Raw genomic sequence first — 13,253 nt, 5'->3', positions numbered from 1 at the left:
AGCTAAGCCTTTCAGCGCCGATGGTACTGCAGGGGGGACCCTGTGGGAGAGTAGGACACCGCCGAACAATCTTTGAATGGGGAAGCCCCGCACCGTATGGTGCGGGGCTTTCCGCATTTCCGGGCCCTTTTTGTCGCACGAGTCGATCGAGGTAGCCGATCGAAACGTGCTTGCCGGTCAGGACGGCTGGACGAGACGGGTGTCGTACGCCAGGATCACCGCCTGCACCCGGTCACGGGAACCCGTCTTCGCCAGGATCCGGCCCATGTGCGTCTTGACCGTGGACTCCGCCAGGTGGAACCGCTCCGCGATCTCCGTGTTCGTCCACCCCCGGCCGATCACCTCAAGGATCTCCCGCTTCCGCTCCGTCAACGCCGCATGGAGTGAGGCGGGTGGGGGTGGTGCTCGGGTCGGGGGTTAACCGCTTGCCGGTGGGTACGGGGGGTCGGGACGATCGGGGGATGACGTATCTGGTGCGGCCCGTGCGGGCCGAGGAGTGGCGTGAGGTGCGGGAGTTGCGGTTGGCCGCCCTGCGGGACCCTGTGGCGCACCTGGCGTACCTGGACACGTACGAGGAAGCCGCCGCGCGGCCGGACGCGCACTGGCGGGAGCGGGCCGGGCGGGCCGCGGCCGGCGTGGTGGCGCGGCAGTTCGTGGCCGTCGCGCCCGGTGGGCGGTGGGTCGGGTCGGTGACCGCCCTGGTGGAACGGGAGGGCCACGACGTGCTGTTCGGGACGCCGCCGAAAGTGGACCAGACGCATCTCGTCGGGGTGTACGTACGTCCCGAGGCGCGGGGCAGCGGGGTGGCGGAGGCGCTGCTGCGGGCGGCCGCGGAGTGGTCGTGGTCGCTGCGCGAGCCGGTGGTGCGCCGGGTGCGGTTGTACGTGCACGAGCACAACGCGCGGGCCGCGGCGCTGTACCGGAAGGCGGGGTTCGTGCCGAGCGGCGTGGTGGACTCGGTGGAGTGCGGGCCGGAGCCGGAGCAGGCGGGCGCGGTGGAGGTCGAGTACGAGTTGCCGCGGCCCGTCGCGTCTCCGGGCGCGGCGGAGGGCGCCGGCACCGGCGTGTAGGACGCGGGCCGGGGCGGCGGGCGGGGCCGTCAGGGGGCCGCGGTGGGGAGTGGCTCGGTCCAGCGGGCGCGGGCCTGTTCGCGGGAGCGGAGCAGGACGAGAGTGGGGAGGCCCTGGTCGTGGCCGGTGGCGAGGAGCGCCGGGAGCTGGGGGAGCGGGGCGACCGCGGCGACGTCGTCGAGGACGAGGGTCATTGGTGGGTCGAGCCGACCGTCGGATGACCGTGCGGCCATGCGGCGGCCGTGCTCGACCACGTGTGCGGTGAGGGCGGTGAGGAGGGGCATCGCGCCGGGTGCCGTCCGGGGGTCCTCCACGGGTTCGCCCACCACATAGAGGCTGCCCCCTTCGGCGATGAATGATTCCAAGGTCAGCGAATCAGTTCGATTCGGTGTGCACGACTCGCGGACGTGGACCGTGGTGAGGGCGGAGAGCGCCCGCAGCGTCAGGGCGCGGGCCGCGTCGCGGCGTTCGGGGTGGGCGGTGAGCGCCGACTCCAGGAGCCCGGCGTGGCTGTTGGTGGCCTTGGGGTGTATGCGGAGGATGCGTACGGGCTCGTGGGCGCTGCCGTTGTTCTGCGCCCAGCGGTGCACCTGCCGGAAGGGCCGGCCGTCGACGGCGGCGGCGTGCAGCCAGCAGCGCAGGAGCGTCTCGGCGGTGTCGGCGACGGCGGCGTCGAGGCGGGCCCGGGGGCGTACGGGGGCGAGGAGCGCGGTGGCCCGGTCCGCCGCCGTGCCGGTGTCCTCGCAACCGTCGGTGGGTGACCAGTGGAGGCGTGCCGGGGTGTCGCAGAGGTGCCCGGGGTCGTAGAGGAGTACCGGGCCGAGCTTGGCGCGGGCGTCCTTCGTCTCGGCCCACAGGGCGGGGTCGGAGGTGACGACGAGGGCGGGGCCCACCGCGTCCCCGACGGCCTGGAGGGCGCTGGGGCGGCGGGTGGCGCGGTCGCCGTACAGGACGCGTGGCGCCGGTGCGCGGGGGGCGGGGAAGGCCGTGGTGGCGGGGGGTGGTGGTGTGGCGGGCGTGGGTGCTGGTGCTGGTGGTGTGGGTGCGGGGGTTTCCTGCGGTGCCGGTACCGCCTGCGCAGTCGGTGCCGGTGCCGGTGCCGGTGCCGGTGCCGGTGTCGCCTGTGCCGGTTGCGGTGCCGCCGGCGGGGGTGTCTCGTACTGCGGTACCGGTGTGGTGGCCTCGGGTCCGGTGCCCGGCCGCCGGCCGGCGCGTGCCGCCGCGCGTACCGCGCGCCAGCGGGCCACCGTCCCCACGGCGAAGACGGCCAGCACGGCGAACACCATCAGCTCGCCGATCAGCAACCCCCAGAACACCCCGTGGCCCGGCAGCTGGTCGGCGGGTGTCCCCGGCCAGGCGGCGGCCATGCCCCGCGGGTCGGTCACCAGGGAGCGCAGGGCGAGCGGGGTGCGTCCGAAGGTGACGCCTGTGGGCCAGGAGCCGTGGGCGAGCAACCCGGCGAGGCCGGTGGCCGTCCACACCACCAGCGTCGACACGAGCAGGAGCGCCAGCAGTCCCACGAGCAGCCCGTCGGGGACGCCCCCTTGGGGGCCGCGCGTCTCGGGTGGGCGGCCCACGTCACGCCACCGTCGACTCGGAGCTGTTCATGTGGCGTTCCATGAGGGCCGCGCGCTGCTCCGCCTCCCATTCGGCGGCCTTGAGGTCGTCGGGCAGGTCGGGCGGGGCGGACTCGGTCATGGCGCGGTCCGTGTAGACGAGGGGGCGTTCGGCCTCGGTGATGAGGTGTTTCACCACCTGGACGTTGCCGTTGACGTCCCACACGGCGATGCCCGGGGTGAGGGTCGGGATGATCTCGACGGCCCAGCGCGGCAGGCCGAGGACCCGCCCGGTGGCGCGTGCCTCGTCGGCCTTCTGGGCGTAGATCGTCCTGGTGGAGGCCATCTTGAGGATGGCCGCCGCCTCCCGTGCGGCCGCGCCGTCGACGACGTCGCTGAGGTGGTGGACGACGGCGACGAACGACAGGCCGAGCCGGCGGCCGAACTTCAGCAGCCGCTGGAACAGCTGCGCGACGAACGGGCTGTTGATGATGTGCCACGCCTCCTCGACGAGGAAGATGCGCTTCTTCCGGTCGGGGCGGATCCAGGTGTGCTCCAGCCACACGCCGACGATCGCCATGAGGATGGGCATGGCGATGGAGTTGCGGTCGATGTGCGACAGGTCGAACACGGTGAGGGGCGCGTCCAGGTCGATGCCGACGGTCGTGGGGCCGTCGAACATGCCGCGCAGGTCGCCGTCGACGAGCCGGTCGAGGACGAGCGCGACGTCGAGGCCCCAGGCGCGTACGTCGTCTATGTCGACGTTCATCGCCTCCGCGGACTGCGGTTCGGGGTGGCGGAGCTGCTCGACGATGTCGGTCAGGACGGGCTGGCGGTCGGTGATCGTGGCGTTGACGTAGGCGTGGGCGACCTTCAGCGCGAAGCCGGACCGCTCGTCGAGGCCGTGCCCCAGGGCGACCTCGATGATGGTGCGGAGCAGGGCGAGCTGGCCGGTCGTGGTGATGGCCGGGTCGAGGGGGTTGAGGCGGATGCCGTCGTCGAGGGCGGCCCTCGGGTCGAGGCGGATGGGCGTTATCCCCAGCTGCTCCGCGATGAGGTTCCACTCGCCGACGCCGTCCTCGCCCTGGGCGTCGAGGACGACGACCTGGCGGTCGCGGAAGCGGAGCTGGCGCAGGACGTACGTCTTCTCCAGCGCCGACTTGCCGTTGCCGGACTCGCCGAGCACCAGCCAGTGCGGGGCGGGGAGCTGCTGGCCGTACAGCTGGAACGGGTCGTAGACGTACCCCTTGCCGCTGTACACCTCGCGGCCGATGATCACGCCGGAGTCGCCCAGGCCGGGCGCGGCGGTCGGCAGGTACACGGCCTGGGCCTGGCCCGTCGAGGTGCGTACGGGCAGCCGGGTCGTCTCCACCTTCCCGAAGAGGAAGGAGGTGAAGGCATCGGTGAGGACGGACAGCGGATCGCGCATCATCAGGCCCCTATCGTCCTATCGTCTCGTCCTGTGCGCCTAGCGGCGGATGCCGGTGGCGAACGGCAGCGTGTTCACGAAGGCCCGGTGGTGCTCGCGGTCGCACCACTCGAGCTTCAGGTACGACTTGCCGGCCGACGCCCGGATCGTCCGCTTGTCCCGGGCCAGGGCCTCGGGGGAGCGGGACGACACGGTGATGTACCCGACGAGGTTGACGCCGGCCGCGCCGCTGGCGAGGTCCTCGCCCCGCTGGTCGAGGCGGCCGTGGGCGGCGATGTCGCGGGGGTCGATGGTGCGGTTCATCTTCGCGGCGCGGCTCGCCTCGGCCTCGTCGTTGGTCTTCTCGGTCAGCATGCGTTCGATGGCGACCTCGGTGGGTTCGAGGTCCATCGTGACGGCGACCGTGCGGATGACGTCGGGCGTGTGGACGAGCAGCGGGGCGAGGAAGTTGACGCCGACGGGCGTCATCGGCCACTCCTTGACCCAGGCGGTGGCGTGGCACCAGGGGGCGCGGGTGGCGGATTCGCGGGTCTTGGCCTGGAGGTGGGTGGGTTCGACGGCGTCGAGCTCGGCGGGCCAGGCGTTGCGTTTCGTCATGGCCTGGATGTGGTCGATGGGGTGGTCCGGGTCGTACATGGAGTGCACGAGGGACGCCAGGCGGGACTGGCCGAGGGGCTGGCGGACGCGGATGTCGGCCTCGGCGAGGCGGGCGCAGATGTCGGTGAGCTCGCGGGCCATCACGACGGCGAGGCCGGCGTCCTTGTCGAGGCGCACCCGCCCGGCGCCGCCGGTCCGGCGGGCGGCGCGGGCGATGGCGTGCGCCTCGGCGGCCAGTTCGCGGGTGTAGTGCATGCAGGCGACGAGGTAGGCGCGGTGCTGTTCGCTGGAGGTCGACACCATCGACTGGAGCTGGTCGTAGGAGTCCAGGAGCCAGCGGGGCGCGTGGGGGTCGCCGCGCTGGGCGACGTCCTTGGCGTGGGCGTCGGGGTCGGCGGGGAGGGTGCGGGCGAGCATCTGGATGCGGGTGACGAAGCCGTCGCCGTTGGCGACGTGCTTGAGGAGGGTGCCGAAACGGTCCACCAGGGCTTCCTGGTCCTCGCTGTCGCGCAGCCCGACGCCGGGGCCCTCGATCTCGATGGCGGCGGTGACGGTGCGGCGGTCGGCGTGGAGGAGGACGGCGATCTCGTCGGGGCCGAAGGGGGCGGAGAGCCAGTTGATGCGGCCGATGCCGGGGGGCGGGCCGACCTCGACCTCGCGGCCGTCGAGCCGGGTGCCGGCCTCCATGGCGGCGGAGCGGTAGGTGGTGCCCTGGCGCAGGACCCGCTTGTAGCTGCGGTTGATCTCGTACCAGCGGTAGAAGGTGCGGCCGCGGTAGGGGACGTACACGGCGGCGAGGGCGAGCATCGGGAAGCCGGCGAGCAGCGTGATGCGCAGGGTGAGGAGGGGGACGAGGAGGCCGCACATCATGCCGAGGAACGCCCCGGCGATGATGAGGGCGATCTCGCCGGTCTCGCGGTTCTTGCCGATGATCGCGTTCGGCCGGGCGCGGCCGATGAGATACGTGCGGCGGGGCGTGATCGAGTGGGACTGGGTCGTCACCGCCCTCCACCTCCTGATCCTGCGTTGCCTGGGTTGCCGGTGCCGCTGTTGGTGGCGCGGCTGGTGTGCGGGGTGTTGGTCGCCGAGTGGGCGCTGGGCGCCGGGGCGGGGGCGCTACGGGGCGCGGGGGCGACGGAGGGGACCGTTCCGCCGCCGGCGCCGCCGGTGCCGCCGCCCGTGGCCGGCGCGCCGCCGCGGCCGCCGTGCGCCGCGACGCCGCCGGACAGGGCGTTGGCCGCGACGGGGGCGCCGCCGCCGGTGCGCTGGTGGGAGCGGCTGCTGTGGGCCTTGATGCCCTGGGAGACGAGGGCGGCCGGGGAGGAGATGACGGCCGCGGCCTGGGCGCCGTCGGTGGCCTGCTTGCGGTTGGTGCGGGCGGTGGCGATCTCGTCGCCGAAGCCGGGGACGAAGCGGTAGATCGCCGCGGACGCGAAGATGGCGAGGAGGATGATCGCGAGGCCGGAGACGACGGCGGAGAAGGCGTCGGGGCCGTCGCCGGAGGAGAGCGCCCCGGCGAGGCCGAGGACGATCACGATGACCGGTTTCACCAGGATGACGGCGATCATGATGCCGGCCCAGCGGCGGACGTGGCCCCACATGTTCTTGTCGACGATCCCCGCGTACACGACCGTGCCGAGGAGCGCGCCGACGTAGAGCAGCGCGGCGCGGATGACGAGTTCCAGCCACAGGATGCCCGCGGCGAGGATCGACACGAGCGAGACGACGATCAGCATGATGGGTCCGCCGCCGATGTCGTCGCCCTTCTTCAGGGCTGCGGCGAACGAACCGAAGAACGCGTCGGTCTGGCCGCCCGTGCCGGCGGCGATGACCTCCGTGACGCCGTCGGTCGCGGAGACGACGGTGTGCAGGATCAGCGGGGTGAAGGCGGAGGCGAGGACCGTCAGCCAGAGGAAGCCGACGGCCTCGGACAGCGCCGTGCTCAGCGGCACGCCGCGGATGGCGCGCTTGGCGACGGCGAGCAGCCAGATGACGAGCGTGAGGATGGTGGAGGCGGCGAAGACGACGGCGTACTGCTGGAGGAAGCGCGTGTTGGTGAAGTCGACAGCGGCGGTGGACGCGACGGCGTCGCTGAGCTTGTCGACGGTCCAGGCGGCGGCGTCGGCGCAGCCGCGGGCGAGGGAGGAGAGCGGGTCGACGGCGTCGCCGGGCTCCAGGGGGGAGGTGCGGGCGGTACCGCCGCCGTCCTCGCTTTCGCAGAAGTCGCGGGAGGGGCCGTGGATGAGGTCGCAGGGGTCGTTGCTCCTGCCCGGGCTGGGCGACGGAGAAGGGCTCGGGGTGGGCGCGGCGACGGCTCGTCCGGCCCAAAGGATCACGGCCGTCTGCGCGGTGAGCAGAAGTGTGCCCACGGCGGCGGTGCGGCGCGTGGCTTCAGCGGGCATAGGTGAATCCTCCGAACCCGATCACGGCATCGGCGATCTCTTCGGCACTGGAGGCGCGGGTGTCGGCGCCCACCGGGGCGGGGCCGTCCTTCTGCGAGTGCGTCACCGTCTTCCAGTCGCCGTCGACCCACTGCAGTTCCATCGTGATGGTGAACCAGCCGTTCGTCACCGGCTTGATGGAGCCCTCGCCGGCCAGGCCGACGAGCCCCGCGCACCAGACCTCGACCGTGGCGCGCTCAGCGTCGAGGCTGGTGATCTTGGTTCCGATGGGAACCGTGCGGGAGACGAAGGTGAGCCCGTCTGGGACGGTGCCGTCCGGCTGCAGGCCCACGTTCTGGAAGAAGGACGGCGAGTACGCCTTGTCCAGCGTTCGACGAAAATGGGCGACGCGCGCCGGAACGATGACCGAGCCCAGGATCTCGTCCCGCTTGGTCTTGTCGAACATCTCCGCCGAGCCCAGGGCCACCGCGTAGTTCGCCGCCGCGCTCTGGGCGCCCTGTTCGTCCTGGGGGAAGCCGGCGGGGAGGGTGCCGTTCTTGCCGGTGACGGGCTTCACGCCGGTCGCCGCCGTGGGTGCGGCGGCGCCCCGCGGGGTGCCCTGGGCGGTGTCGTCGCCGTTTCCGCCGCGGTTGGCGAAGGCGATGGCGGCGATCAGCAGGACGACCACGCCGACGACGGTGACCAGCGAGCGGGACGCGCGCGGGGGACGCCGCGCGGGCCCGCCGAAGCCGTCGTCGGTGTCCGCTTCGGGGAGGCGGGTGCGGGTCTGACCCGTGGCGCCGCGGTTCCTGCCCCGACCGCCACCGCCGCCGTACTCGTCGTCGAAGCTCATGACGGGTACGCCTCCTCGGACGACGGCTGCTGCCGTGCTGGTGGCCGCGGCGCGTGCGCGGCGTGGTGACTGGACATCAGGAGACGCATCCTCTGCGGGCCCCGGGAGCTGAAGGCGGGTCAGTCGGTCGGGGGGCTCAGACGGCCATCCCGTACACGATGGTGAAGAGGGTGCCGAGGGATCCGATGATGAAGACGCCGGTCAGGCCGGCCACGATCAGGCCCTTGCCCTGTTCGGCGCTGAAGGTGTCGCGCATGGCCGTCGCGCCGATGCGCTGCTTGGCCGCCCCCCAGATCGCGATGCCGAGGCACAGCAGGATGGCCACGGCCATCACGATCTCGATCATCACGCGGGCCTGGTTGCCCAGGCTCCCGAAGGGGCCCCAGTTGGGGGCGATTCCGCCAATGATGGTGGTGATGTCGCCCTTCTCGGCCGCCAGGTACATGCAAGTCACCGCCCCTGTTCGGTAGTTCGACGCCCCGCCTGGTGGCATGGGCCGTCAACTATCTTCGCTGATCGAACCGCTGACGTACGACGTCTTCGCGGGTCTCTTTACCCGATCACCGCACGTTTGACCGAGCCGACGCCCCTGACCTGGGCCGGTAGGGGGTCGGGTGCGTGCGGATACGCGTATGGTCACTCTGTGTATCACGGGGTGTGACTGCGGGCAATGACCGTCGTTGATCCCCTTTCGGGGCTTTCCTCCGCATATGACGACGCCGCCGCCGGACCGGGTCCGGCGGCGGCGTGCGCGCGTGAGCGCGGGATGATCGCGCGTCAGAGGTTGGACTGCCCCGTCTGGGTGAAGAGGAAGTAACCCAGTACCACGATGGCGACGGCGGTCAGTGCGATGACGGCGATCGCGGCGGCCGTTCCCCCGGAGTCTCCGAGTCGGCTCACCTTGTTCCCCATGGTGTTCTCCTGTGGTGCTGAACCCGCCCTTGGTCGACGGCGGGGAGTGTCACGGCCGTTTGCGGCTGCATGGCACAGAGTAGCGCAGTGGTCCAGACCACTTGGCGGGGGTTGGGTGGAGGTCCCGTGGGCGCGGCGAGGGGGTCGGGGGGAGGGTGGTGGCTCCCCGGCGGAAGGGTGGGAACCGGTCGGCCCTTCCGGCCGTCTTCCTGTCGCGGTCGCCGTGACCACTATCCCAATCCTGTCGGGTTTTCCTGGGTCTTCGCAGGTCATCGGCGGATGGCCGCGCCGGGTGCGCCAGCCGTGCGGGAGGGCGGGGCCGTGGGTTCCGGGTCAGGGGGCGCTGCTCGGTGGGCGGGGCGGCGGGTCGGGGCGGTGGTGGGGGGCGGTCGGATGGCGGGAAGTCGCCGGGACGGGGCGCGGAGGGGGTTGGTTCGCGCCTGGCGTTCGTCAGATGTTCATTCGCACACGTTCCGTACGCGTGCGTACCCGCCGCGCCACCGTGGTGACGGGGCGTCGGCGGCCGACTGCGCGACCGGTGTGCGCCGGGGCGTCCGGCGCGGTTGTCCACAGGCCGGGCGGGCCACCTGATGAAGTGGGGGTGCGCCGCCTAGACTGACGCGACGGGCCCTACACGGAGGGTGGTTGACGGTGCGTAAGGGGTGGCTGGTCGGCGGGGTCGTCGTCGGCGCGTGCACGAGCTTCGTCGCGCTCCTCGTCGTCGGGACGTACGTGGCCGCCGCCGGGCTGGTCGGCGGTGGCGGCGGGCTGCGCGGCGTCGTGGGGCTGGCCAAGGGCGCGGTGCCGGCCGCCTACCAGTCGCTGGTGCAGCGGTGGGGGAACCTCTGCCCCGCCATCAACCCCGCCCTCCTCGCCGCGCAGCTCTACCAGGAGAGCGGCTGGAACCCCAAGGCCGTCAGCCACGCCGACGCGCGCGGCATCGCCCAGTTCATCCCCGGCACGTGGGCCAGCCACGGCATCGACGGCGACAAGGACGGCGACCGGGACATCTGGGACCCGGCCGACGCCATCCCCTCCGCCGCCTCGTACGACTGCGAACTCGCCTCGTACGTCAAGGACGTGCCCGGGGACCCCACGAACAACATGCTCGCCGCCTACAACGCCGGCGCCTACCGCGTCATAAAGTCCGGCGGCGTGCCGGCGATCAGTGAGACGCGGAACTACGTCAAGATCATCAGGTCCCTGGAGAAGAGCTTCGCCCGGCCCGTCGGCCCGGTCGAGCCGTCCCGGCAGGCCGCGGCCGCCATCTACTTCGCGCAGAAGCAGCTCGGCAAGCCCTATCTGTGGGGCGGCAACGGCACACCCGAGCACGGCGGCCGGTTCGACTGCTCCGGCCTCACCCAGGCCGCGTACCGCACCGTCGACATCGAGCTGCCCCGCGTCGCCAACGACCAGTACAACGCCGGGCCGCACCCCTCGCGGGAGGAGCTGCTCCCCGGGGACCTGGTCTTCTTCTCGGACGACCTGCGGGACTCCCGCGCCATCCGGCACGTCGGGATCTACGTCGGCGGCGGCTACATGATCAACGCCCCGTACACCGGAGCCGTGATCCGCTTCGACAAGATCGACACACCGGACTACTTCGGCGCGACGCGCGTGACCCGGGACGGCGCGGAAGCGTTGCCACAGAGGGCATCTGACGCCTGATCGGAACAGGGCGGCCACGGCGCCCGTATCACTCTTCGGTAACGTCGTCGTGATCGTTCCGTGGAGAGTGGAACGTACCCCTCACGCAGGTCGTTCCCTGGACTGACCGCACCCGCACAGCAGGACAAGGCAAGGGGCCGCAGCGCATGGCCGGACTCGCATCGGATGGCTCGAACCCCGATGTCAGCCTGCTCTACGACATCAACGGACTGGCGAAGGCAGCCCCGACCTGGTTCGACCGCGTCATGGAGTTCGTCGGCGAGTACGGCATCATGCTCGCCCTCGTCCTCGTGGCGCTGGGATGCTGGTGGAGCGTCCGCCGGCGGGGCACGGTCGAGGACTCCGCGGCCGCCGCCGCCGGGCTGGTCTGGGCGCCCCTCGCCGCGGGCATCGCCCTGCTGGTCAACGTGCCGATCCGCGGGTTCGTCGAACGGCCCCGGCCGTTCCTGGACCACGAGGGCCTGGAGGTCCTCGTCGCGGGCAAGACGGACTACTCCTTCGTCAGCGACCACTCCACCATGGCCATGGCCATCGGCGTCGCCCTCTTCGTCGCCCACAAGCGCTACGGCCTCGCCGGCATCGGCCTCGCCCTCGCCGAGGGCTTCTGCCGCGTCTACATGGGCGTGCACTACCCCACCGACGTCATCGGCGGCCTCGCCCTGGGCACCGCCGTGGCGCTGCTCCTCGCGCCGGTCGCCCTCGCGCTGCTGACGCCGCTGACCTCCGCCCTCGCCCGCTCCCCGCGCGCCGGCCGGCTCGTCCGGTCCCGGCGGGTGGCGCGCGGCGGGCGCCACCAGACCGTCGACCTGCCCGACCCCCGCGCCGAGGCCGCCGGCGCGGGGCGGAGCGACCTCGCGGCCTGACCCCCGGGCCCCACCCGACCCCGGGCCCCGCCCGACCCCGGGCCCACCACCGGGCGGTCCCGCCCCCGGCGGCACAGGCGCCGCCCGGGACCGCCCCGCCGCCCAGGCGACCGCCCGGCCGCTTCGCCGCCCAGAGTCGCCCCGCCATCCAGGAGCACCCCGCTCACCCGGAACCTTCCCGCCACCCGGGAGCACCCCGCCGCCCGGGAGCACCCCGCTCACCCGGGAGCACCCCGTCGCCCGGGACCGTCCCACCGTCCGGGTGGCCCCCCGCGGCCCGGGAGCGCCCCGTGCTCGACCCGCCCCGCCCCCCGCCTACAGCGTCTGCGCGTGGTCGAACAGCCCCGTCGGGTCGTACCGTCGCCGCAGCGCGGTCAGGCGGGGCGCCGCGTCGCCGTAGTAGGCCCGGCGCCAGCCCCCCAGGGCCGGATCCGGGTAGTTCTGGTACGCCGCGCCCGACGCGTACGGCCGCATCGCCGCGTGGGCGGCCCGCAGCCAGCGCCGCTGCACCGTCCCCGGCGTCCCGGGCCGCCACGACGCCACGTACTGGACGAGCACCCGCGAGCGGCGGTGCACGAACGCCGTCGCCGACGGGGCCACGCGGTTCACCGCGCCCCCCAGCGCCGTCAGGGCCAACGTGCCGCCGCACCCGCCCTGCTCCACCGCGATCCGCGTGAACGCCTCCGCCGCCGACACGAGCGCGGCCCCGGCGGCCTCCGGCAGGGGACCGTCGAAGAAGTCCGACGCGGCCGCGTACGTCTCGCGCCCCAGCGCCCCGCGCGGCCCGCGGCCCGGCAGCGAACCGGGCAGCCGGCACTGCTCGTCCGACAGCCCCGCGCACCCCCCGAAGGCCGACATCGCCTCCAGGTACCCCCGCTCCCGCAGCGACACCGACGCGCCCGGGGGCCCCACCCGGTCGACGAGCCGGTCCACGGCGTCCTCCAGGTCCCCCCGGCCGCCCAGGCTCAGCGCCGTCAGCGACACCCCCGGCACCCCGCCGCCCGCGCCCGCCGACAGGTGCAGCGTCGACCACACCTCGTCCGGCTGGTCCGGGCCCCACGCCTGCCACGCCGCCACCACCGACCGCGCCCTGCGCCACGGCCAGTTCAGGTACGCGGCGACCGTGGGCCGCGCCGGGTGCGTGACGAAGCGCAACTCCGTCACCACCCCGAAACCGGCGTGGCCGCCGCCCCGCAGCGCCCACAGCAGCTCCGCGTCGTCCTCGGCGGACGCCGTGACGGTGCGGCCGTCCGCCGTCACCAGCGTCGCCGCCGTCAGGCTGTCGCACGTCAGGCCGTACGCGCGCGACACGACGCCGTGCCCGCCGCCCAGCGTCAGCCCCGCCACCCCCACCGTCGGGCAGGACCCGGCGGGGATCGTACGGCCCCGCCCGGCCAGCTCCCGGTAGACGCCGGCGAGCCGCGCGCCCGCCCCGACCACGGCGCCGTCCCCGCCCGAGGCCGACACCGCCGCCAGCCGCGAGACGTCCACCACGAGCCGGCCGTCGCCGCTGGACCAGCCGCCGTACGAGTGGCCGCCGCCGCGCACCGCGACCCGCACCCCGTGGCGGCGGGCGAACGCCAGGCACTCCCGGACGTCGTCCGCGCCCGCCACATAGGCGACGGCCAACGGGCGCAGCCGATCGAAGCGGGTGTTGAACGACTGGCGCGCCGTCGCGTACGCCTCGTCGCCCGGCAGGACGAGCAGCCCGTCCAGGCCGCGGGCCAGCGCCGGCCAGGCGGGGCGCCCGCCGGTCGAGGACGGTACGGGGGAGCCGCCCGGCCCCCGCGACGACACCGGGCCCGGACTCGGGACGGAGGCGGTCGGGGAGGTGGCGGGCGGGTCCGGGGCGTGGTCGCAGGCCGCGGCCGTCGCGGCCACCGCCGTCGTCAGTCCCGTGGTCAGCAGCGCGCGCCGGTCCATG

General features: G+C 73.5%; 11 protein-coding genes and 1 pseudogene. 3 read left to right on the top strand and 9 right to left on the bottom strand.

Annotation, left to right across the window (positions count from 1 at the left end):
* Window positions 1–177: 177 nt before the first annotated feature.
* Window positions 178–375 (bottom strand): annotated as a pseudogene (locus tag LPA54_RS31440) (response regulator transcription factor); the annotation flags it as partial.
* 86 nt (window positions 376–461) lie between these two features.
* On the opposite strand from LPA54_RS31440, the gene LPA54_RS31435 reads away from it, so the two are divergent.
* A complete protein-coding gene (locus LPA54_RS31435; protein WP_228984161.1) occupies window positions 462–1,070 on the top strand; it encodes a GNAT family N-acetyltransferase in 609 nt (202 codons plus the stop codon).
* 29 nt (window positions 1,071–1,099) lie between these two features.
* Here the strand turns inward: LPA54_RS31435 and LPA54_RS31430 are convergent, their stop codons facing one another.
* From LPA54_RS31430 to LPA54_RS42530, 7 genes are all read right to left on the bottom strand, one after another.
* Entirely contained in the window at window positions 1,100–2,647 is a 1,548-nt protein-coding gene (locus LPA54_RS31430) for a type IV secretory system conjugative DNA transfer family protein (protein ID WP_228984158.1), read from the bottom strand.
* Between the two features lies 1 nt (window position 2,648).
* A complete protein-coding gene (locus tag LPA54_RS31425) occupies window positions 2,649–4,055 on the bottom strand; it encodes an ATP-binding protein (RefSeq protein ID WP_228984166.1) in 1,407 nt (468 codons plus the stop codon).
* A 39-nt stretch (window positions 4,056–4,094) separates the two neighbouring features.
* Window positions 4,095–5,654, bottom strand: coding sequence for an SCO6880 family protein (locus LPA54_RS31420; protein WP_228984156.1), 1,560 nt, complete (start codon window positions 5,652–5,654; stop codon window positions 4,095–4,097).
* On the bottom strand, window positions 5,651–7,054 hold the full coding sequence (locus LPA54_RS31415) for a hypothetical protein (protein WP_228984155.1): 1,404 nt from the start codon (window positions 7,052–7,054) through the stop codon (window positions 5,651–5,653). Before LPA54_RS31415 ends, LPA54_RS31420 begins: the two co-directional genes overlap by 4 nt.
* A complete protein-coding gene (locus tag LPA54_RS31410) occupies window positions 7,044–7,886 on the bottom strand; it encodes a hypothetical protein (protein WP_228984153.1) in 843 nt (280 codons plus the stop codon). Before LPA54_RS31410 ends, LPA54_RS31415 begins: the two co-directional genes overlap by 11 nt.
* Before the next feature lie 136 nt (window positions 7,887–8,022).
* Window positions 8,023–8,331, bottom strand: coding sequence for a hypothetical protein (locus LPA54_RS31405; protein WP_023587500.1), 309 nt, complete (start codon window positions 8,329–8,331; stop codon window positions 8,023–8,025).
* A gap of 332 nt (window positions 8,332–8,663) precedes the next feature.
* Window positions 8,664–8,798, bottom strand: a complete 135-nt coding sequence (locus tag LPA54_RS42530; protein ID WP_257375418.1) for a hypothetical protein — start codon at window positions 8,796–8,798, stop codon at window positions 8,664–8,666.
* Between the two features lie 651 nt (window positions 8,799–9,449).
* On the opposite strand from LPA54_RS42530, the gene LPA54_RS31400 reads away from it, so the two are divergent.
* Window positions 9,450–10,466: a bifunctional lytic transglycosylase/C40 family peptidase gene (locus LPA54_RS31400; protein WP_228984164.1), complete on the top strand. Its 1,017-nt coding sequence runs from the start codon at window positions 9,450–9,452 to the stop codon at window positions 10,464–10,466.
* 146 nt (window positions 10,467–10,612) lie between these two features.
* A complete protein-coding gene (locus LPA54_RS31395; protein WP_228984151.1) occupies window positions 10,613–11,329 on the top strand; it encodes a phosphatase PAP2 family protein in 717 nt (238 codons plus the stop codon).
* Window positions 11,330–11,644: 315 nt separating this feature from the next.
* Here the strand turns inward: LPA54_RS31395 and LPA54_RS31390 are convergent, their stop codons facing one another.
* Complete coding sequence (locus LPA54_RS31390; RefSeq protein WP_228984150.1) at window positions 11,645–13,252, bottom strand: FAD-binding oxidoreductase; 1,608 nt, start codon at window positions 13,250–13,252, stop codon at window positions 11,645–11,647.
* Window position 13,253: the final 1 nt, after the last annotated feature.

Source organism: Streptomyces sp. DH12 (assembly GCF_020873895.1).
Lineage (GTDB): Bacteria > Actinomycetota > Actinomycetes > Streptomycetales > Streptomycetaceae > Streptomyces.
This window is presented reverse-complemented; position numbering and strand designations above follow the sequence as displayed.

What these genes read in the sequence shown, in the direction of transcription:
- LPA54_RS31435 (WP_228984161.1), top strand. Translation starts at nt 462, where the DNA reads ATGACGTATCTGGTGCGGCCCGTGCGGGCCGAGGAGTGGCGTGAGGTG.
- LPA54_RS31425 (WP_228984166.1), bottom strand. Translation starts at nt 4,055, where the DNA reads ATGCGCGATCCGCTGTCCGTCCTCACCGATGCCTTCACCTCCTTCCTC.
- LPA54_RS31415 (WP_228984155.1), bottom strand. Translation starts at nt 7,054, where the DNA reads ATGCCCGCTGAAGCCACGCGCCGCACCGCCGCCGTGGGCACACTTCTG.
- LPA54_RS31410 (WP_228984153.1), bottom strand. Translation starts at nt 7,886, where the DNA reads ATGAGCTTCGACGACGAGTACGGCGGCGGTGGCGGTCGGGGCAGGAAC.
- LPA54_RS31405 (WP_023587500.1), bottom strand. Translation starts at nt 8,331, where the DNA reads ATGTACCTGGCGGCCGAGAAGGGCGACATCACCACCATCATTGGCGGA.
- LPA54_RS42530 (WP_257375418.1), bottom strand. Translation starts at nt 8,798, where the DNA reads ATGGGGAACAAGGTGAGCCGACTCGGAGACTCCGGGGGAACGGCCGCC.
- LPA54_RS31395 (WP_228984151.1), top strand. Translation starts at nt 10,613, where the DNA reads ATGGCCGGACTCGCATCGGATGGCTCGAACCCCGATGTCAGCCTGCTC.
- LPA54_RS31390 (WP_228984150.1), bottom strand. Translation starts at nt 13,252, where the DNA reads ATGGACCGGCGCGCGCTGCTGACCACGGGACTGACGACGGCGGTGGCC.